This window comes from Streptococcus sp. (assembly GCF_041802885.1).
Lineage (GTDB): Bacteria > Bacillota > Bacilli > Lactobacillales > Streptococcaceae > Streptococcus.
Map to the genome: position 1 here is coordinate 12,656 of NZ_JBHCHN010000020.1, position 18,031 is coordinate 30,686.

17 protein-coding genes are annotated in these 18,031 nt (G+C 42.1%); 4 read left to right on the top strand and 13 right to left on the bottom strand.

Features of this window, described 5'->3' with window-relative positions; translation table 11 throughout:
* Positions 1–52: 52 nt before the first annotated feature.
* Positions 53–772, bottom strand: coding sequence for an O-methyltransferase (locus ACEYCN_RS02760; protein ID WP_373712775.1), 720 nt, complete (start codon positions 770–772; stop codon positions 53–55).
* Positions 773–885: 113 nt separating this feature from the next.
* On the opposite strand from ACEYCN_RS02760, the gene ACEYCN_RS02765 reads away from it, so the two are divergent.
* From ACEYCN_RS02765 to ACEYCN_RS02775, 3 genes are all read left to right on the top strand, one after another.
* Positions 886–1,407, top strand: coding sequence for a transcription repressor NadR (locus tag ACEYCN_RS02765; protein WP_373712776.1), 522 nt, complete (start codon positions 886–888; stop codon positions 1,405–1,407).
* An 89-nt stretch (positions 1,408–1,496) separates the two neighbouring features.
* The gene (locus ACEYCN_RS02770; protein ID WP_373712777.1) at positions 1,497–2,042 is read left to right on the top strand and encodes a hypothetical protein; all 546 of its coding nucleotides are present in this window, start codon (positions 1,497–1,499) and stop codon (positions 2,040–2,042) included.
* Between the two features lie 366 nt (positions 2,043–2,408).
* Positions 2,409–3,269 (top strand): alpha/beta hydrolase, encoded by an 861-nt coding sequence (locus ACEYCN_RS02775; RefSeq protein WP_373712778.1) that lies wholly within the window; start codon positions 2,409–2,411, stop codon positions 3,267–3,269.
* A 287-nt stretch (positions 3,270–3,556) separates the two neighbouring features.
* On the opposite strand, the gene ACEYCN_RS02780 is transcribed toward ACEYCN_RS02775, so the two are convergent.
* The 4 genes from ACEYCN_RS02780 to ACEYCN_RS02795 all read right to left on the bottom strand — a co-directional run bounded on the left by ACEYCN_RS02780 (position 3,557) and on the right by ACEYCN_RS02795 (position 9,004).
* Entirely contained in the window at positions 3,557–4,036 is a 480-nt protein-coding gene (locus ACEYCN_RS02780; protein ID WP_373712779.1) for a hypothetical protein, read from the bottom strand.
* 27 nt (positions 4,037–4,063) lie between these two features.
* Positions 4,064–5,986: an AAA family ATPase gene (locus tag ACEYCN_RS02785; RefSeq protein WP_373712780.1), complete on the bottom strand. Its 1,923-nt coding sequence runs from the start codon at positions 5,984–5,986 to the stop codon at positions 4,064–4,066.
* Between the two features lie 213 nt (positions 5,987–6,199).
* Positions 6,200–8,002, bottom strand: coding sequence for an oligoendopeptidase F (pepF, locus tag ACEYCN_RS02790; protein WP_373712781.1), 1,803 nt, complete (start codon positions 8,000–8,002; stop codon positions 6,200–6,202).
* Positions 8,003–8,029: 27 nt separating this feature from the next.
* Positions 8,030–9,004 (bottom strand): competence protein CoiA, encoded by a 975-nt coding sequence (locus ACEYCN_RS02795; RefSeq protein ID WP_373712782.1) that lies wholly within the window; start codon positions 9,002–9,004, stop codon positions 8,030–8,032.
* Between the two features lie 109 nt (positions 9,005–9,113).
* Here ACEYCN_RS02795 and ACEYCN_RS02800 point away from each other — a divergent pair, with 109 nt between their 5' ends.
* Positions 9,114–9,350, top strand: a complete 237-nt coding sequence (locus tag ACEYCN_RS02800) for a DUF4190 domain-containing protein (protein ID WP_373712783.1) — start codon at positions 9,114–9,116, stop codon at positions 9,348–9,350.
* A 143-nt stretch (positions 9,351–9,493) separates the two neighbouring features.
* On the opposite strand, the gene tnpA is transcribed toward ACEYCN_RS02800, so the two are convergent.
* The 8 genes from tnpA to ACEYCN_RS02840 all read right to left on the bottom strand — a co-directional run bounded on the left by tnpA (position 9,494) and on the right by ACEYCN_RS02840 (position 18,018).
* Complete coding sequence (tnpA, locus tag ACEYCN_RS02805) at positions 9,494–9,967, bottom strand: IS200/IS605 family transposase (RefSeq protein WP_373712784.1); 474 nt, start codon at positions 9,965–9,967, stop codon at positions 9,494–9,496.
* A 176-nt stretch (positions 9,968–10,143) separates the two neighbouring features.
* The gene (gene ahpF / locus ACEYCN_RS02810) at positions 10,144–11,676 is read right to left on the bottom strand and encodes an alkyl hydroperoxide reductase subunit F (protein WP_373712785.1); all 1,533 of its coding nucleotides are present in this window, start codon (positions 11,674–11,676) and stop codon (positions 10,144–10,146) included.
* 76 nt (positions 11,677–11,752) lie between these two features.
* Positions 11,753–12,313 carry an alkyl hydroperoxide reductase subunit C gene (gene ahpC, locus ACEYCN_RS02815; protein ID WP_373712786.1) on the bottom strand — a complete coding sequence of 187 codons (561 nt, stop codon included), beginning with the start codon at positions 12,311–12,313 and terminating at the stop codon, positions 11,753–11,755.
* A 125-nt stretch (positions 12,314–12,438) separates the two neighbouring features.
* Positions 12,439–14,442, bottom strand: a complete 2,004-nt coding sequence (metG, locus tag ACEYCN_RS02820) for a methionine--tRNA ligase (protein WP_373712787.1) — start codon at positions 14,440–14,442, stop codon at positions 12,439–12,441.
* Positions 14,443–14,603: 161 nt separating this feature from the next.
* Entirely contained in the window at positions 14,604–15,473 is an 870-nt protein-coding gene (locus tag ACEYCN_RS02825; RefSeq protein ID WP_373712788.1) for a type II CAAX prenyl endopeptidase Rce1 family protein, read from the bottom strand.
* Positions 15,474–15,523: 50 nt separating this feature from the next.
* Positions 15,524–16,510, bottom strand: a complete 987-nt coding sequence (locus ACEYCN_RS02830) for a serine hydrolase domain-containing protein (protein WP_373712789.1) — start codon at positions 16,508–16,510, stop codon at positions 15,524–15,526.
* 23 nt (positions 16,511–16,533) lie between these two features.
* A complete protein-coding gene (locus tag ACEYCN_RS02835; protein WP_373712790.1) occupies positions 16,534–17,154 on the bottom strand; it encodes a PadR family transcriptional regulator in 621 nt (206 codons plus the stop codon).
* A 141-nt stretch (positions 17,155–17,295) separates the two neighbouring features.
* Positions 17,296–18,018, bottom strand: a complete 723-nt coding sequence (locus ACEYCN_RS02840) for a ferredoxin reductase (RefSeq protein ID WP_373712791.1) — start codon at positions 18,016–18,018, stop codon at positions 17,296–17,298.
* Positions 18,019–18,031: the final 13 nt, after the last annotated feature.

Consider the following 18,031-nt stretch of genomic DNA (forward strand, 5'->3'; position numbering starts at 1 on the left):
GTCTCCTTTTTTCATTAACTTTCTCATTATATCACAAAAGCTTAAAAGATGCTTAAAATTCTGTCATTTCTAGGTCCACTTGGTCAACATTTTTGCGTAACAGTAACAAGCCATCACTCATGGAAATAAGACTGGCCGTCAGGTCTGGATTATCCAAAGTCGCATCAAAGAGCTTCTGCAGTCCGCGATAGATGGCCCTTTGACCCCGATGGATCTCGCTGATATCCTTTGCCACATCACCACCTTGGAAAATATCATCGATGACAATCAAACCACCAACCTTGACCTTTTTTAAAACCTCTGGCAGAAAGACGATATACTTGGATTTGGCAGAATCCATAAAGACAAAGTCAAAATGGTCATCTGGCAAGTCCGGCAAGAGCTCCATAGCCTCCCCTTCCAAGAGAGAAATTTGCTTGCGGCTGTCAAATTTGGCTAAGTTTTCTCTGGCAAGACCCAGCATCTCAGGATTTCGCTCAATAGTGGAAATCCGGGATTGGGGACTGTTCTCAGCCATCAGAAGGGCCGAGTAGCCGATGGCTGTTCCAATCTCCAAAATATGCTTGGGTTGCAGGGTCTGCATGAGCAGGCGGAAATAAGCCACGGTTTCATGAGGGATGATGGGAATATTTTCCTGACGGGCAAAGTCTTCCAAGTCCTTCAAAAATCCTGTATTTTGCGCCAGGCTTGTCCGCATAAAATCCACAATTTCTTCATTGACAATAGGACGGCGCATATTGCGGTTTGCGTTCTGACTATATGTTTCAACCATTCTTCTATTATACCCTCTTTAGCTACTTTTTCAAACTATTTTTCCTGCCCTCCTTCTATTTGACAGGCGGATTTTTTCAAAATATGGTATGATGATAGAAATAGGAGGACATCATGAAAGCAAACCAGCGAAGACAAGAGATTTTAGATAGGTTGAAGCAAGCTAGTCAACCAATTTCGGCCAGCCAACTGGCTGCTCAGTTTGAGGTTAGCCGGCAAGTCATTGTTGGGGATGTGGCTCTCTTACGGGCCAGCAATCATGACATCCTCTCTACACCCAAGGGCTACTGCCTGGCTAAAGAACAGACGAACCATTCCTTTAAGGGAAGATTGGTTTGCAGCCACAGGCCAGAGGATACGGAGGACGAGCTCCTGCTCATCCTTGACAAGGGAGGGATGGTATTGGATGTAGAGATTGAGCATCCAGTTTATGGCATGCTGACGGCTGCGCTCAACCTCAAAACCAAGGAAGATGTAGTTGATTTTATGAAAAAAATGCACTCTTCCCAGGCACAACTCCTCTCCAGTCTGACCCAAGGCATTCATCTGCACACCATTTCTTGCCCATCAAGCCATGTCTTTGAAGAGATTCGGCAGGCCTTGACCAGTCGAGGTTATCTTTACAGGCAAGACTGAGAATTTCAGGAAAAATGAACAAACCTTACAGGTGTCTTGACACCTGTAAGGTTTTCTTTTATAATGGGAGTCACAAAAAGGAGGACATCATGAGAAAGACCCAAACCAAATCCCTGGCCTATACGGCCATCCTTATCGCCTTTGGTATCTTGATTCCCCTCATCATGCCCGTCAAGCTGGTTATTGGCCCTGCTTCTTATACCTTGGGAAGTCACGTGCCCATCTTTTTGGCACTTTTCCTCTCCCTGCCTATCGCAATTTTGGTGGCCTTGGGAACAACCATCGGATTTCTCTTGGCTGGTTTTCCCATCGTGATTGTCCTGAGGGCCCTATCACACTTGGTCTTTGTGTTGCTGGCTGGCCTGCTTCTGAAGAAAAATCCTCGGATCTTGGAAAAGTCCATTTCAAGAGGCCTCTTTGCCCTTGGAATCAATCTCATCCACGGACTGGCTGAGTTTGTCATTGTCTATATCCTGACAGTCGGTCCTGCAACAGAATCTAGCTATGTCTGGTCCTTGCTAGGCTTGGTTGGACTGGGAACTCTAATTCATGGTATGATTGATTTCTACCTAGCCTTCTACCTCTGGCGCTTTTTATCTGAAAAGGTCGGAATTAACTTTATTATAGAGAATTAGTAAATATATTCGGTCTATTTCCTATTATACGAGTTTATCATAAAAAAACGGAAGCCTGAAAAGAACCTCTCATTATAGACAGTATAAATAAGTTGCTTACTGTTCTTTATAAGGAGGTTCTTTTTCTTGTGACTAAAAAAGCGCAAAGTATTCGCACGAGTTTAATTATAGGTAGTTGAGAACTACCTCGGGTGGTGCTTGACATTCGTTCTCTCTTTCTTTATATTTTAAGTAACGAGAATACGTTTTCTTGAAGTTAGCCAAAGGGTATATGTTTAATAACTTTTATGGGATATTGGTCACCTACCTCTAGCTTGCCTTAGAACAGAAAACCCAAAAACAATTTAACAAAAGGAGAGTTTTTGATTGAATAATCTAAATGTTTCACAAAAGATAAGTCATTTTATCAATACACATGAATATAAAGAGTTAAAGGTATCTAATACTTTGTTTCGCTATCTGCTGTGCGGCGAGGGGAAACGGACATTAATTTTCCTAGATGGCGGAATGGGGACTTCTGAGGCTTGGTTTGAATATATCAATTTCTTTGAAGAAGAATTTCAAATTCTAACTTTTCCTTTTCCTGATAACTTACCTACGAATAGTGAGCAAGTAAATGCAATAAAAGAGCTGATGGATAAACTTTGTATTCATAAAGCTACCTTTATTGGTATTTCATATGGAAGCTTACTCGCGCAGTTATTCACGAAAAATTTTCCGGAGTATGTAGATGATCTCGTTTTAATTTCAGGAGCTGGATTAACTTCTGAGACAAAGCTTTCTTTAAAAAAATACAAGTTCCTATTTAAACTCTCCATTCTGTCTGCTAAAATCTTACCTTTTAAACTAGTACGAAAAATGATTATAAAAAAATCTATTAAAAATCTTACAAATAGAAATGATACCGAGCAAAAGAAGAGCTTAATTGAATCCTCTATCAATAAACTATATAAAGATTGCTCCAAAGAAACTGTGATGAATATGGGGTATCTTTTATTAAATCTTTTCGATAGTGAAAATTGTCAATCAACTGATTTTGATTTTTTGGATAATAAGACTCTGTTGATTTTCCCTGAAAATGACTTTTTCCCCAAGGAAACCCAAATAGCTTTACTGAATTTAATGAAAAATCCTGAAGTTATCTGGATAGACAGCGGTGCTCATGGTGATCCGTTATTTGACGATAACTATTTAAAAATAATTGAAGCATTTTTAAATAAAGGCTAGAACTGAAAAGAACCTCCTTATAAAACTTTTTATACGGAGGTTCTTTTTCTTGTGACTAAAAAAGCGCAAAGTATACGCACGAGTTTAATTATAGGTAGTTGAGAACTACTTCAGAGAACAGCGAGAGTATGCCTTCTATTGTCGGTTAAAATCAGATAATCAGGTACTGACTTGGACAAAGAAAAGGCAAGGCACGTTCACTACAACATGCTTGCCCGAAACTGTAAAGCAGAAAGTCCTCTCTATGTAGTGCTTGACAGATTGACTTTCTTTTTTTGAGGAATAAATTAATAAAAATCTTGTGCATCACCTATAATTAGGTCCCTCTTGACGCATTTTCTCCACATAAGAACACCAGTTATCGGTGAAAAGAATCCAGCAAACACTACACCAACAACCAGAGTCAGTAGAACTTTTAGGATGACCGCAAAGAAACCACCAAAATGATAAATACCATTTAACAATCTCCCAAGAAAACTTTCTCTGTACCACCACAGCGAGAATGGATAGAAAAAAGCTGCAATTCCTGTAAGTAAAGCACTTAATGACTTTTCGAGTATTCCAGGTTCTACTGTATGAAACAAACTAGTAAATAAGACTGAATAAATATAGTAACATGCTGGAATAACAATGATTAAGTGGATTAACTTTCTTTTCCAAAAGTCTGGTTTTAAATGACCATATACACCCTTGGTTTTAGCAAAAAAACCTTGGCCAGTGGTCACACGACTTGATGGTGGTGCAACATATTCTTTACGATCCGACATGATATCATCCCTCCATTTTAGTTGGCATTAGATTTTGGAATTTTCTAAATCCTCGTTTGTGATTAGATTAATATCTTCCACGTTATTATCTATAAGACGTAGAGCGAGCTTGCGAATAATCTTCTCATTCAAATTTCGAATCCATCTACCATTGCTGTTATCATTGCTTAAATGATAATTATGTTTTACTAATTCCGCATATTTTTCTTTATCAACTTTATAATTTTGTTCCTTGAGAATAGATAAACCAATTCCAATGAGTTGTTCAACTGTATAGTCCTCAAAATTAAAGTGGTTAGGAATTCGGCTTCTAAGACCCTCGTTCATTTTTAAAAATTCCATCATTTCATCAGTGTAGCCTGCAAAAATAATAACAATCTCTCCACGATGATCTTCCATGAATTTTAAAATTTCATTAATGGCTTCAATTCCAAAATCGTTCTTTCCGCCAGTGGACAAAGTATAGGCTTCATCAATAAAGAGGACACCGCCAAGAGCTGATTCTAGGACAGCCCTAGTTTTTTGGGCAGTTTCACCTATATATTGTCCAACAATATCTGAGCGAGATGTTTCAACATACTTATCTGAAGTAATTAATTTTTTTTCATACAGTAATTTCCCAATTATACGGGCAACTGTCGTTTTACCAGTACCTGGATTTCCTAAGAACAATGAATGGAGTGTCAGAGCTGAATTTGATAATCCCTTTTGTTCCCTAAGTTTATTCATCTGAGCCAGTGCAATAAACTCTTTTACTTCTGACTTGACTTTATCAAGACCGACCATCTCATCTAAGAGCTCAAATGCGGATTTGTCCCCAAATAGTTCAATATCAGATAAGTCTGTAACTTCGATAAAGTACCCCTCATCGTCTAGTTCAAACTCTTCAGCAGACTCATTTAATTTTATTTGTTTCAACGATTCAACTTTGAATTCAACATTTCGTTCAATTTTAACATTTGGCTGAGAAAGATTTCCGAAAAATATTGTGCTTGCTTCAACAGTACTTAAACCAGCTGAATATAAATTGATGTAATCATTATCTTTTCCAATTATTGAAAATGTATCAGCTATTAGTTTGGTTCTATCCAATAAAGAAACACTTTCGACAAACTCAGAGTATTTTCCAATCGAAATTTCGGAGTTATTAGTGAGAAATAGGGAGTCAATTTTAGCATTTTCAAGGAAAAGAGTACTATTTTCGCCATATACGGAACAATAATAATTTGCTTGCTGAATAGTTGATGAATCAACCGTAATCTTTGAACTATCTATTCTAAGACATGGATTATCCTGTTCGTTGTTTCCTCCAGCAATCAAACAATTTCGTAATATCCCTTCTGAGTTATCCGAAATATTTATTGCATTGTTTTCAGAATATTTTACTATACAACTTTCAAATAAATATCGACTATTGTTTAATTGTATTTTCGCATCAATTGATGAATTTAAAAACTCTACTTTAGAATCTTCTATGGTACATTTGTGTTCCCCATCTAAAATTTTACTCGGTCTGATTTCAGAATCTGAAATAGATAAATTTGAGTGATTATCAACATAGATAATCGGGTAATTTTCACCATTTTCTGCAGTATTTTCCAATTGAAGATTAGATGCTTTTACTACTGAATTATCCCTTACGACAAGTACATTACTTCCTTCAAACTTTTGTCTCAAATAAATATTCTTCAAAGTTACTTGAGCAGCATTATTAATAATAAAACCTGTACAAATTGTGGGGAAAAATGTCAATCCATCTTTTTCATAAGTAGTACCTACAATGGTAATATCTTTAGAAACGACAATATACTCATTGATTTCAAAATAGAAATCCTTCTCTAACTCAATAGTGTCTCCACTTTGAGCTGCTTCAATGGCATCAAGCAACTCCCAAGTAGTCCGTTTCTTGAAAAAAGAAGAATCATCCTTACCAACTTTATAATAAACCACAGTCCCACATCCTCGCTTAACATAGTAATAGCAATTAGTTTAAATGAAAATTTTGACAAATAATTTTTATTATAGCTCTATCCCAAAATTTTGTCAAAGCAAACCTTATTGGTATCTATAATATTCTTTCTTTTCTAAGTATTTCGATTTTCTATTTTTGCATCTATATCAATGTATAAATTAGAATAATTCAACTACTGAGCACAGTTTAATCTACAGATGAACGCCTTTTTTCACCAGGGCTTCTAATTCGGTCAAGCGGGCTTCAAAGACCTTGAAAGCATCGTTGAGATAGTCTTCCCGGGTCATGTCAACACCTGCTTTTTTCATGACTTCCAATGGATAGTCAGAGCTTCCTGCCTTGAGATAGTCAAGGTATTTTTCCTTGTCTTCTGGACGGCCATTGACAATCTTGTCTGCCAAGGCAGACGCTGCCGCAAAGCCAGTGGAGTATTGGAAGACATAGTAGTTATAGTAGAAATGCGGAATCCGTGCCCACTCAAACTGGATGAAATAGTTGTCTTCAGCTGACAGACCATAGTATTTCTGGTTGATGTCAGCGTAAAGCTTATTGAGGAAGTCAGCGGTCAGGACTTGACCTTCCTGATCAGCCTGGTAAATGGCATGCTCAAACTCTGCAAACTGGGTTTGACGGAAGACCGTACCACGGAAACCATCCAGGTAATGGTTGAGAATGGCAAAACGCACCTTGTCGTCTGTTACTTCAGACAGGAGTTTTTCTGTCAAGAGATTTTCATTGGTGGTAGAGGCAATCTCTGCTAGGAAAATCGGATAGTGGCCATAGACATAGGGTTGGTTTTCACGGGTATACATGGAGTGCATGGAATGGCCGGTTTCATGAATCAGGGTATAGAGATTATCCAGGGTATCCTGCCAGTTGAGGAGCATGAAGGCGTTGGTATCATAGGCACCGCCTGAATAAGCGCCTGAGCGTTTGCCCTCATTTTCATGGACATCAATCCAGCGCTCTGTGAAGGCTTTGTCCACTTTCTGGCTGTAATCTTCTCCAAAAATGGTCAGGGTATCCGCTGCCTTTTTGAGGGCTTCTTCATAGGTAAACTTATAATCCGTTGAGGACAATGGTGTGTACATATCGTACATCTTGAGGTCCTCAATGCCCAAGAGTTGTTTGCGGAGCTGGATATAGCGGTGCAAGAGTGGCAAGTGTTTATTGACTGCTGAGACTAGGCTTTCATAGACAGATTCAGGGACAAAGTTCTTAGACAGGGCCGCATGGCGCGCGCTCTTGTAGTGGCGCAGGCGGGCTTGTAAGTTATTGACCTTGACATTGGATTGGAGGGTTTTGGCATAGGTATGCTGGAACTGCTCATAGGTGCTATACATGGCCTCATAGGCTTCCTGACGGACCTCACGGTTCTTTGATTCCATAAAGGAAATGTAGCTACCGTGTGAAAGAGGAACTTGGTTGCCCTCTTCATCCCTAATCTCTGGAAAGCGCAGGCTGGCATTGTCCAAAATGGAGAAGGTTTCAGATGGTGCCTCAAAGACTTCGCTGGCTGCTGCCAGAACCTCTTCCAATTCCTGAGAAAGGATATGGTCGCGGGTGGCCAAAAGTTTTTCCAGCTGGAAGGCATACTGTTTCAAGGCTGGCTCTTCTTCATAGAAGGCCGCTAGTTGCTCATCTGTGATGGCCAAAAATTCAGGCTCATAAAAGGAGAAAACCTGAGAAAATTGGGAATAAAGGCCAATAGCCTTAGCTTGAAATTCCTGGTATTTCCCAACACGGGTATCCTGGTCGTTCTTCATAGAAGCGTAGACATAGAGCTTCTCCACCCGCTGGCTCAGGGCCAACTGGGTTTCACTGATATCCAAGAAGGTCTTGGCTGAATCTAGGAGATGGCCAGCAAAATCCTTGGCTTTTTCAATATCAGCCGTCAGGTCAGCCAGTTCTGCTTCCCAGGCCTCATCCGTTGGGAAGATGGTGGTCAAATCCCATTGGTATTTTTCATCAATTTCATTTCGTTGTTTGGTCATATTCTTTCCTCCGTGCCTTCTATTTTATCATAAAAGCGCTTTTCTTCCAAGATTGGACTGGGATTCTTGCTTGTAAAAGGCGGGCGAGTAGACTTGCTGGACCCGCTTGCTTTGCTGCTTCTGATAATAATCGGAAAAATCCTGATAGTAGCTGTCGAGATGTTCTCGGATTTGAGCAAAACCGATGGGAGACTGGGGAAGGCGGACTTGCGGATAGAAATACTCAAGGGGCTGGGCCAGTAGATTCTCCCCTTTTTCATAGGCCTGCCTTTGGAGTTCCATCCATTTGGGAGCTTGATAGTAGAGTTGCTGGGCGATGTAGCGGCCTAACTGCTGGTCCATTCTTCCCTGAAAGGAAAGCAAGGGCTGAGAAAGATAAGGTTGCCGCAAAATGGCCATGATCCGTCCTTTTTCAAAGGGAAAGGCCTTGGTCAGGCACTGAACCTGACCATGCCAGTCTTCATGAATCAGATAGCGAAGCCGTAAGACCTGCTTATCTAGGTCCAACTCCCAGAGATGAAAGCCCATATTTTGACTAAAACGCAAAAACTGCTTTTGCAGGGCTGTTAATTTGTCCTTAATCCAGAGGTCCTTGCCCAGCAGCCAGAGAACTTCAATACCCTGATCTTGGTAGGCTTTGGTTCGCTCCTGCAAGCGCTGGATGGATAGGCTGGAACATTGGACTTCAAGGGCCAATCTCTCCTCAACCAGCAAATCAGCAATCTGACCCAACTCTGGTAAGACAGCCTCAATCTCAACTGCCACCTCATGTTTCAGCCAACGATAGAGGGTAGACTTGAGTTCCAGGTGCTGGGCAGATTCGTTTTCATAAATATACTGACAAGATTTGAGGCTGACATGGGCAAAGTGTGGCCGCAGAATCGTCCCCTGTTTGAGCCGAACCTGTCCCTGACAGCCTGGACAGTAAAAACGGTCATTCCTTTGAGGCTCATCCATCACTAAGTTGACCAGGCATCCATCCTGATTGATAGCTGTTAACATAGACCCTCCTTCTACCTATCTATTCGCAAAAATAATTAGAACATCAAATCAGTTTGACATTCTTCCAAGTTTTATGTATACTGATGAAATAAAAGAAAGGAAGGTTCAGATGTACCCACAAAAGAAAAATGTTGCTCCGCTTGTACTTGGTATTGTATCCATTATCTTTTGCCTCGTGATTGCTCTAGTAGGAGTCGTTACAGGGATTCTTGGTTTGGTGACAGCCATTAATTCTGGCAAAAAGGATGGCTTAGACTACAAGTTAGAAATTGTTTTAAGTAGCATCGGCCTTACCGTTGCTGCCATTAACTGGATTCTAGGAATTATTCTGATCCTGAGCGCGTAACTATAGTCATAACCACCCGTGAAAACGGGTGGCTTGTACACCGGCTATAAGCCGTTTCTCTCCAGCGACGTCTAAAGACGTTCGCTGAACTTCGTTCAGGTTAGTGCTATAATTACTTGACTAATGCCCGTAACAACGGGCTTTTATCTTGTTCTAAAACTGCCATCTGAAAATGGATCTTCATACTCTTTGACACTCAATTTATCAAGTGCAATGTCATTTTTCTCCTGCTCGCGAATGTATTTCGCAACTGTCTTTTCGTTCAGCCCAACGGTACTAACATAGTAGCCTCTAGCCCAAAACTTTCGATTTCCATACTTATATTTCAAATTAGCGTGTTTGTCAAATATCATTAGAGCACTTTTGCTTTTCAAATATCCCATAAAATCGGAAATCGAAAGTTTTGGGGGTATCAAGACAAGCATATGAACATGGTCTGGCATCATGTGTCCCTCAATGATTTCCGCGCCTTTGTATTGACATAGATGACGGAAAATATCAATTAAGTCCTGCCTAATTTTGTAGTAAATAGATTTTCTCCGGTACTTAGGCGTGAAAACTATATGATATTTGCACATCCATTTGGTATGTGATAAACTGTAACTGGTTTTAGCCATTTCTTTTTCCTCCTTTATCTAACCTGAACAATTAGATTATATCAGGAAAAAGAAATGGAAGCTCAAAGCCTTGTCAGCCACCAGCATAGCTGGTGGTTTTCTTGTTTTTCTCTACGAGAAAAACTGGCTCGAAGCCATAATAAAAAGGAATCGCTACTTTCTGTAGCGATTCCTTTTTATTGCCGAATCAGGTAATCAAAGGCTCCCAAAGCTGCAGTGGCTCCTGAACCCATGGAGATGATAATTTGCTTGTAGGCAGAGTTGGTGCAATCCCCGGCAGCAAAGATTCCAGGGACATTGGTGGCCCCATGGTTATCGACGATAATCTCACGGCGATCATTGAGGGCAACCTCACTGTCCAACAACCACTCAGTATTTGGTACCAGGCCAATTTGGACAAAGACGCCTTGGAGAGAGAGGGTCTTCTCTTCCTGACTAGCACGGTCAGTATAGACCAGCCCAGTCACTTCCTCATCACCGATGATTTCCTTGGTAGCAACATTTGTAAATACTGTTACGTTTGGCAGGGCTGCGATACGGTCTTGCAGCACTTGGTCCGCCTTGAGTTCTGGCAAGAATTCCAAAACATAAACCTGTTTAGCCAATCCTGCCAGGTCAATGGCTGCCTCAATCCCTGAGTTTCCTCCGCCGATAACAGCCACATCCTTTCCTGTGAAGAGCGGGCCATCACAGTGAGGACAGTATGTCACACCCTTATTGCGGAACTCATTTTCTCCAGGAACATTGATATTGCGCCATTTGGCACCGACGGAGAGGATGGCTGTTTTGGCCTTTAGGACCGCACCGTTTTCAAGCTCGACCTCAATCAAGTCCGTCTTCTTGATAGACTTGGCTTTTTGGGCCTTCATGATGTCCACTGGGTACTCTCTGGTGTGGGCTTCAACTTGCGCCATGAGTTTGGGACCCTCGGTATAAGGGGTTCCAATCATGTTTTCAATGCCGACTGTCTCCATAACTTGCCCGCCAAAGGTTTCTGCCACCAAGCCTGTCTTGATGCCTTTTCGGGCCGCATAGATGGCTGCACTATTTCCAGAAGGGCCTCCGCCCACTACCAGAACGTCAAAGACTCCCTTGTCTTCAAAAGCATCCTGACCAATCGGACCAGCTACCATTTCGACCAACTCATCAATGGTGGCGCGACCAGAATGGAAGAGTTGTCCATCATAGAAGACAGCAGGTACGGACATGATTTTCTTGGATTCTACTTCTTCTTGGAACATACCGCCCTCTACCATGGTATGGCTGATATTTGGATTGAGAACCGCCATGATATTGAAGGCTTGAACCACATCTGGACAGTTGTGACAGGTTAGACTGACATAGGTTTCCAGATGGAGGGGCTTTTGAATGGCCTTGATACGGGCAGCCAGGTCATCTTCAATTTTTGGAGGACGGCCGGAAACCTGCAGAAGAGCCATGACAAAGGAGGTAAATTCGTGACCAAGGGGCAGACCAGCAAATTCCACGCCGCTTTCCTGACCCTGCTTGGCAATTTTAAAGCTAGGGGTTCTGGAAAGATTGGCTGGAGCAATGCTGATGCGCTCGCTCATGGCCGCAATTTCTTCCAAGAAATCACGAACTTTCTGGGAGTTTTCGTCATCTCCTAGCTGGGCCTGGAGGACTACATCCGATTCTAAGAGTTGTAAATATTGGGCCAGCTGGCCCTTGATTTGAGTATCTAATGCCATTGAATGTCCTTTCCTAAGTACAGAAAGGGGGTGGGAACCCCCACCCCACTATTATGGTTTGCTTACTAAATAACGATTAAATTTTACCAACCAGATCGAGGCTTGGAGTAAGGGTTTCTTCTCCTTCTTTCCATTTAGCTGGGCAAACTTCGCCTGGATGCGCGCGAACATATTGGGCTGCACGAACCTTATCAGGAAGGGTGCTGGCATCACGGCCGATACCACCTGCATTGATTTCCATCATTTGGATAATGCCATCTGGGTCGACGATAAAGGTGCCACGTTGGGCCAAGCCATCTTCACCAAGAACATCAAAGCCAAGAGAAAGGTGATGAGATGGGTCGCCAATCAGGGCATATTGCAAGGTTCCAACTACATCAGAATCATCGTGCCAAGCCTTGTGAACATAGTGGGTGTCTGTTGAAACACCAAAGACTTCAACGCCCAGAGATTGCAATTCAGCATACTGTTCCTGCAAATCACCCAATTCAGTCGGGCAGACAAATGAAAAGTCAGCTGGATAGAAGCAGAAAATAGACCATTTCCCTTTCAAATCCTCATTTGAAACAGTGATAAATTTACCGTTTTGATAAGCATCTGCTGAAAATTCAACAATAGGTTTTCCAATTAATGACATAAGTTGCCTCCTTTTTGTTTAGTTTCATTATAAATAAGATAATCAGGAATGTCCACTAAAAGGCTTACAAAATCTTGGAGAAAAGAAAAAGTTTGCAGAAAAATCTACAAACTTTTGGAACATCATCACCCAATCTGACTGCCATTTGGCACAGATGGATCAACGGTTAAGAGGTTTAAGTTGCCTTCATGTTCTGCGGAGAGGATCATGCCTTGGCTGAGCAAGCCCATCATCTTGCGCGGTTTGAGGTTGGCGACGATTTGGACTTTTTTACCGACTAGCTCCTGCTCATTTGGATAGAATTGGGCGATACCAGAGAGGATTTGGCGGTCTTCTCCATCACCAGCATCCAGACGAAACTGGAGCAACTTGTCAGAGCCCTCCACCTTTTTGACTTCCTTGACTTCCGCCACGCGGATTTCCACGGCATCAAAGGCCTCAAACTTGATGGCTGCCTTTTCATTTTTGAGCTCGACATCAGCAGGGTTCCACTCTTTTTCTTCCTCTTGGGAAAGGGCAGAGCCGCCACCCATTTGGGCTTGGATATAGGCGATTTCCTCTTCCATATCCAGACGAGGGAAGATTGGGGTTCCTTTGGCAACAACGGTCAAGCCAGCTGGCAATCCAGCAAAGTCCAAGCCTTCCAGAGTGGACACCTTGTCCATGCCCAGCTGCTCCATAATGGCATCTGAGGTGGTCATCATAAATGGCTGGATGAGGTGAGCCACCACACGCAGACCTGCTGCCAAATGGGCCATAACAGCTGCCAACTTGTCACGGTCAGCTTCTTCCTTGGCCAAAATCCACGGTGCTGTTTCGTCAATGTACTTGTTGGTGCGGGAAATGATGTTCCAGACTGCTTCTAGGGCTCGTGGATAATCCACCGCATCCATCTGCTTCTTGTACTCAGCGATATTTTCAGCTGCTACTGCTGCCAAATCTGCATCAAAGTCGGTTGCCTGAGCAAAGTTTGGTACTTGACCACCAAAATACTTGTTAATCATGGCAACGGTACGGTTGAGGAGATTTCCAAGGTCATTAGCCAGCTCATAGTTGATACGGCCTACATAATCCTCAGGTGTAAAGGTTCCGTCAGAGCCTACTGGCAGACTACGCATGAGGTAATAACGCAGTGGGTCGAGACCAAAGCGCTCCACCAGCATTTCTGGATAGACCACATTGCCCTTGGACTTGGACATCTTGCCATCTTTCATGACGAACCAACCGTGAGCAACCAAGCGGTCTGGCAGCTTCATATCTAGCATCATGAGCATGATTGGCCAGTAGATGGAGTGGAAACGCAGAATGTCCTTGCCCACCATGTGGAAGACTGTCCCATTCCAGAATTTGTCATAGTTGGCATGGTCTTCTTGACCGTAACCAAGGGCTGTCGCATAGTTGAGCAGGGCGTCAATCCAAACATAGACAACGTGTTTTGGATCAGATGGCACTGGCACTCCCCAAGTAAAGGAAGTCCGTGAAACAGCCAAATCCTCCAAGCCAGGCTCGATGAAGTTTCTCATGATTTCATTCATACGACCGTCAGGCTGGATAAAGTCAGGATGGGCCTTGAAAAAGTCCACCAATTTATCCTGATACTTGCTGAGGCGAAGGAAATAAGATTCTTCTGAAACCCAAGCTACTTCATGGCCAGATGGAGCGATACCGCCTACTACTTTCCCACTTTCATCTCGGAAGACTTCTTCAAGCTGGCTTTCTGTGAAAAATTCCTCATCCGAAACAGAGTACCAGCCTGCATACTCACCCAGATAAATATCATCCTGCGCCAGCAATTTTTCAAAAACATCCGCCACTACTTTTTCGTGGTAATCATCTGTCGTGCGGATGAATTTATCGTAGGAAATGTCCAGCAGCTGCCAGAGTTCCTTAACACCAACTGCCATGCCGTCAACATAAGCTTGTGGGGTCAGACCAGCCTCTTTTGCCTTCTCCTCAATCTTTTGACCATGCTCGTCAAGACCTGTCAGATAGTAGACATCGTGGCCCATGAGGCGTTTGTAGCGAGCCAAGACATCGCAGGCAATGGTCGTATAGGCCGACCCAATATGAAGCTTCCCAGATGGGTAGTAAATCGGAGTTGTAATGTAAAAGGGTTGTTTGTTTGTCATTCTTTTTCCTTTCCGCGCTAATGGAACGCGTTTTTGATAACAGTTTATTATACCAAAAAAACATGCTGGGCGCATGTTTTTGGGGTTATTTATTTGTGCCAGGATGTTATCTGCCATTCCTTGGTATAAAGAGCATATTTGAACATGTTGTAGTGAGTTTTCTAGTCAGATTGTTCTTGTTTTTTCCTCCATTTTCGGATAAATAGTCCTACTATCAAATAAAGAATATTTGGAACAAGCCCTACGGAAAGCGAAAAGAGGGCAGCCTGCTCTTTTTCTACAACCACTATTCCTAATAAAAGCAAGGGATTTATGACAGCATCTTCCATAGTATGCATAATGACTAATGGCCATACGGATTTCGTCATTCTAAAAATTTCCGTATACATGACAGTCCAACATGTAACGGTTACTAGTCCAACTAAGAAAAATGTCAGTCTTCCAACAGGCAAAGTATTATGGATTTCACTTTCAGATAGAAATATCATAATATAAGGCAAGTGCCAAAACCACCATATAAAACTTACAAGTAAATATAATGTCAAATCAGACAATTTTAATTTTAAAAGTTGATTTGTAAGGTAGGCTCTCCAGACTGATTCCTCAAATATATTTTTTACAAATTGATAGATAACCTGTGTAAACAAGATGCCAAGATATGCTGTCATGCCGATGTTTACATTGGCGAAGCGGATGCTCTGTGTGAATACCCCTAATACTATAACAAGGAGAGTAACTGATGAGTATATCAAAAAACTCAGCAAGTATAATTTTTTATTGTGTTTAAAGTTAAGAGAAAATCCTGCATGCTGCCAACCATCGCCTCCAAAAGTTCGAAGAAAGATGGTGCATATTAAGGGAGAAACTAACCATATCAGCATTCCTAGGGAACCATTACCTGTTGCTGTTCCCATATTCTCATAGTTAGCCTGACCAGTAAATTGATCAACAAGATAACCTATCCATCCACAAATGATGCTAATGACAGCAAAGATGATAATGTTTCGTTTGATCTTAGATGTTTGGTTCATATTAGAATCTCCTTTCACTTAAAATGCCATATTTCTTAACCTGTCATATACTAGTATGATTTGGAACCGGCAGCAATCACGCGGAAAATCATGGGGTAGGGATGTTTGCTGAACTGATTGATTGTTCCTGTTACAAAGATATCCTTCTCTGGACAATAAAAAGCAAAACTCCCTGTTATGCCACTGTGTCCACGAATCTCTCGGACCCCTGCGAAAAAGACCGACAGGATAGGGCTCACGGTTAGCTGCATCATGCCGCTGCCGTATCTGAGCGGATGAAACTGAATGGGGCGAAAGGTTGGATTGCTGATATGTGTCGGTGAAAAGAGTTCTCCACCGAAAAAGGCCCTGATAAAGCGCATCAGTTCTCTGTTGCTGGTCACAATACCGCCTTGATAAAACTGGCTAGCTAAATACTGCTGACACGTTACAATATCTTGCCCCTTATAGATTGGAGCAAGGGATTCGTAGCCAGTCGCCCAATGAGTTTGCTGGAGGTTTAAGGGCTGGCAGACAGCATCATCTAATAATGACTCTGGGGACTTGCCAGTCACCGCTTCTGCTATTTTCCCCAAAAGCATAGCATTGACATCAGCATAGTAGGCCCTCTTTCCACCGAGGCTGGATTTTGCAGATAAAGTTGATAAGATACCAAGCGCCTCATCCCATTCCACTCGCCGATCTTCCTCCAAAATACTATCCATCAGGATTTTACCGTTAGTCTGGCGATCTGTTTCGTAATTTGGAAAGCCCGAAGTTTGATCAATCAGATGTCTAACTGTGACCAATTCGGCATGAGGCAGACGATCTGTCAAGTCCTTGGGAAGCACTTCGGTCAATCTCGTGCTGTAGGTCAGCTTTCCTTGATCGAGCAATTGAAAAACAATGGTATCGGTGTAGAGTTTTGAAATACTAGCAACAGCAATAGGCATATCAATGGTCAGATCGCCTTTGTTTTCCACCAGATACTGACGATTACCTTGATAGGCCAGCAGTGTTGCATGATGGATACTTTTATCCTTTAAAAAAGCTGTCATCAAAAAACCTCCAATCTATCTTTTCATTTATTCATGTTCAAGTGTTTTTCCTTGAAATTCTTAAACCAAGCAAGATTAAAAGCAGCAAGATCGATCCCGTACTCTAGGGTTGCAAGACTGAATTGACTATAGTCATCCACAACCTGTACAATATCTGAAGTGTTCTTTATGTCACAAATACCATCCAGATAGACAGTATCCTCCCTGAAATAATCTACCGCCTCTGATTTTTGAAGTTCAGGCATTAGTCTTTCTTTCATTTCTTGCAAAGTCACATAGTCTTCCTGCAAAGACGCAATCAACTTGTCAATCAGGTAGGTCCGCTCCTCTTGTGATACCAGCCCCATAAACAAAAATTTTCCAAGATCCATATTTTTGGTTTTGCCCATGTCGATGGGGACTTTTATCCATTGAATCAGGCTTTGACGACCTTCCTTAGTAATGGCATAGCGTTTTTTGAACCTACCATTTTCAGTAACCTCATCATAAGTCACATAGCCAGATTGCAGCAATTTTTTGAGAGCAGCTTGAATGCTTCCCAGACTGTCGCTGCACATAGATTGAAAATGTTCTCCAATGACACTCCTCAGCTCATAGGCCGTCATTCTTCTCATCATAAGAATGCCTAAAATAATGTTATTCATTCTTCTTCCTCCTCTTTGTATACCTTATAGTAACATAACTTTTAGATATAATCAAGCAATATAAGAAGCCACCAACAAGCAAAAAAAAACATGCTGAGCGCATGTTTTTTGGTATTCAGCTCTCAATGGAAGTTTCAAGTATCATGGTAGGCCCCTAAACATCTCAACTTGAATCCGACTGCTGTCAATTCCCTTGCTTGAAAGAAAGGCTTTCATCGCTTCCACATCATCGGGCTGGCCCGCCAGGAGATAAGTGGCTTTTGGGCCATAGTAATCAATAGCTTGCGCTAACTGTTCTTTACTTTGGGAAAAGCCAGCGCTGGTTTGGTAAGTCAGCAGTTCTTGATTAGCGGCCAACTCTACAAATTCACTATCAAAAGCCATCACCCCTTTATCTAGGTGACTGAGAACAATCTCTCGCTTACCAGCCCATTCTGTGATAATGGGGTGTATAGCAGCGATGCCAACATCAGATGCAAAGCAAACCAGCGGACTAGCATCCTCATTCACTTTCAACGTTGAGGTCAGCCAGCTCATCTGGATTTTCGCTCCCTTATGCAGAGAAGTCAGGACTTTCTTGTATGTACTGCCGCTATTGTAAGTGAGAAGCAGAATTTCATTCTCAACAGGCGTTGAGGCGATGGTCAGCCAGCGACTCTCTTTGCTATCAGTCAAAGTAAACTTGGCATAGGAACCTGACTCCCAGACTAGATGTTCAGGTTTTGTCAGGTGAATGAGAAAAAGTTCTCCGTTCAAATTTTCAATGGATTTAACCGATACTGTTTTGCTTCGGTCAAGATAGGCATAGATTCCCCAGCAGGCAAGAAGCCCCACTGCAAGAATGGATAGGATAAGGATGAGCATAACTGTCTCCTTT

Excerpts from the sequence above, each read along its gene's own strand:
- ACEYCN_RS02780 (WP_373712779.1), bottom strand. The coding sequence starts at position 4,036 with ATGTCGGATCGTAAAGAATATGTTGCACCACCATCAAGTCGTGTGACC.
- ACEYCN_RS02835 (WP_373712790.1), bottom strand. The coding sequence starts at position 17,154 with ATGAATAACATTATTTTAGGCATTCTTATGATGAGAAGAATGACGGCC.
- ahpC (WP_373712786.1), bottom strand. The coding sequence starts at position 12,313 with ATGTCATTAATTGGAAAACCTATTGTTGAATTTTCAGCAGATGCTTAT.
- tnpA (WP_373712784.1), bottom strand. The coding sequence starts at position 9,967 with ATGGCTAAAACCAGTTACAGTTTATCACATACCAAATGGATGTGCAAA.
- ACEYCN_RS02765 (WP_373712776.1), top strand. The coding sequence starts at position 886 with ATGAAAGCAAACCAGCGAAGACAAGAGATTTTAGATAGGTTGAAGCAA.
- pepF (WP_373712781.1), bottom strand. The coding sequence starts at position 8,002 with ATGACCAAACAACGAAATGAAATTGATGAAAAATACCAATGGGATTTG.
- ACEYCN_RS02795 (WP_373712782.1), bottom strand. The coding sequence starts at position 9,004 with ATGTTAACAGCTATCAATCAGGATGGATGCCTGGTCAACTTAGTGATG.
- metG (WP_373712787.1), bottom strand. The coding sequence starts at position 14,442 with ATGACAAACAAACAACCCTTTTACATTACAACTCCGATTTACTACCCA.
- ACEYCN_RS02840 (WP_373712791.1), bottom strand. The coding sequence starts at position 18,018 with ATGCTCATCCTTATCCTATCCATTCTTGCAGTGGGGCTTCTTGCCTGC.
- ACEYCN_RS02760 (WP_373712775.1), bottom strand. The coding sequence starts at position 772 with ATGGTTGAAACATATAGTCAGAACGCAAACCGCAATATGCGCCGTCCT.
- ACEYCN_RS02830 (WP_373712789.1), bottom strand. The coding sequence starts at position 16,510 with ATGACAGCTTTTTTAAAGGATAAAAGTATCCATCATGCAACACTGCTG.
- ACEYCN_RS02770 (WP_373712777.1), top strand. The coding sequence starts at position 1,497 with ATGAGAAAGACCCAAACCAAATCCCTGGCCTATACGGCCATCCTTATC.
- ACEYCN_RS02825 (WP_373712788.1), bottom strand. The coding sequence starts at position 15,473 with ATGAACCAAACATCTAAGATCAAACGAAACATTATCATCTTTGCTGTC.
- ahpF (WP_373712785.1), bottom strand. The coding sequence starts at position 11,676 with ATGGCATTAGATACTCAAATCAAGGGCCAGCTGGCCCAATATTTACAA.
- ACEYCN_RS02800 (WP_373712783.1), top strand. The coding sequence starts at position 9,114 with ATGTACCCACAAAAGAAAAATGTTGCTCCGCTTGTACTTGGTATTGTA.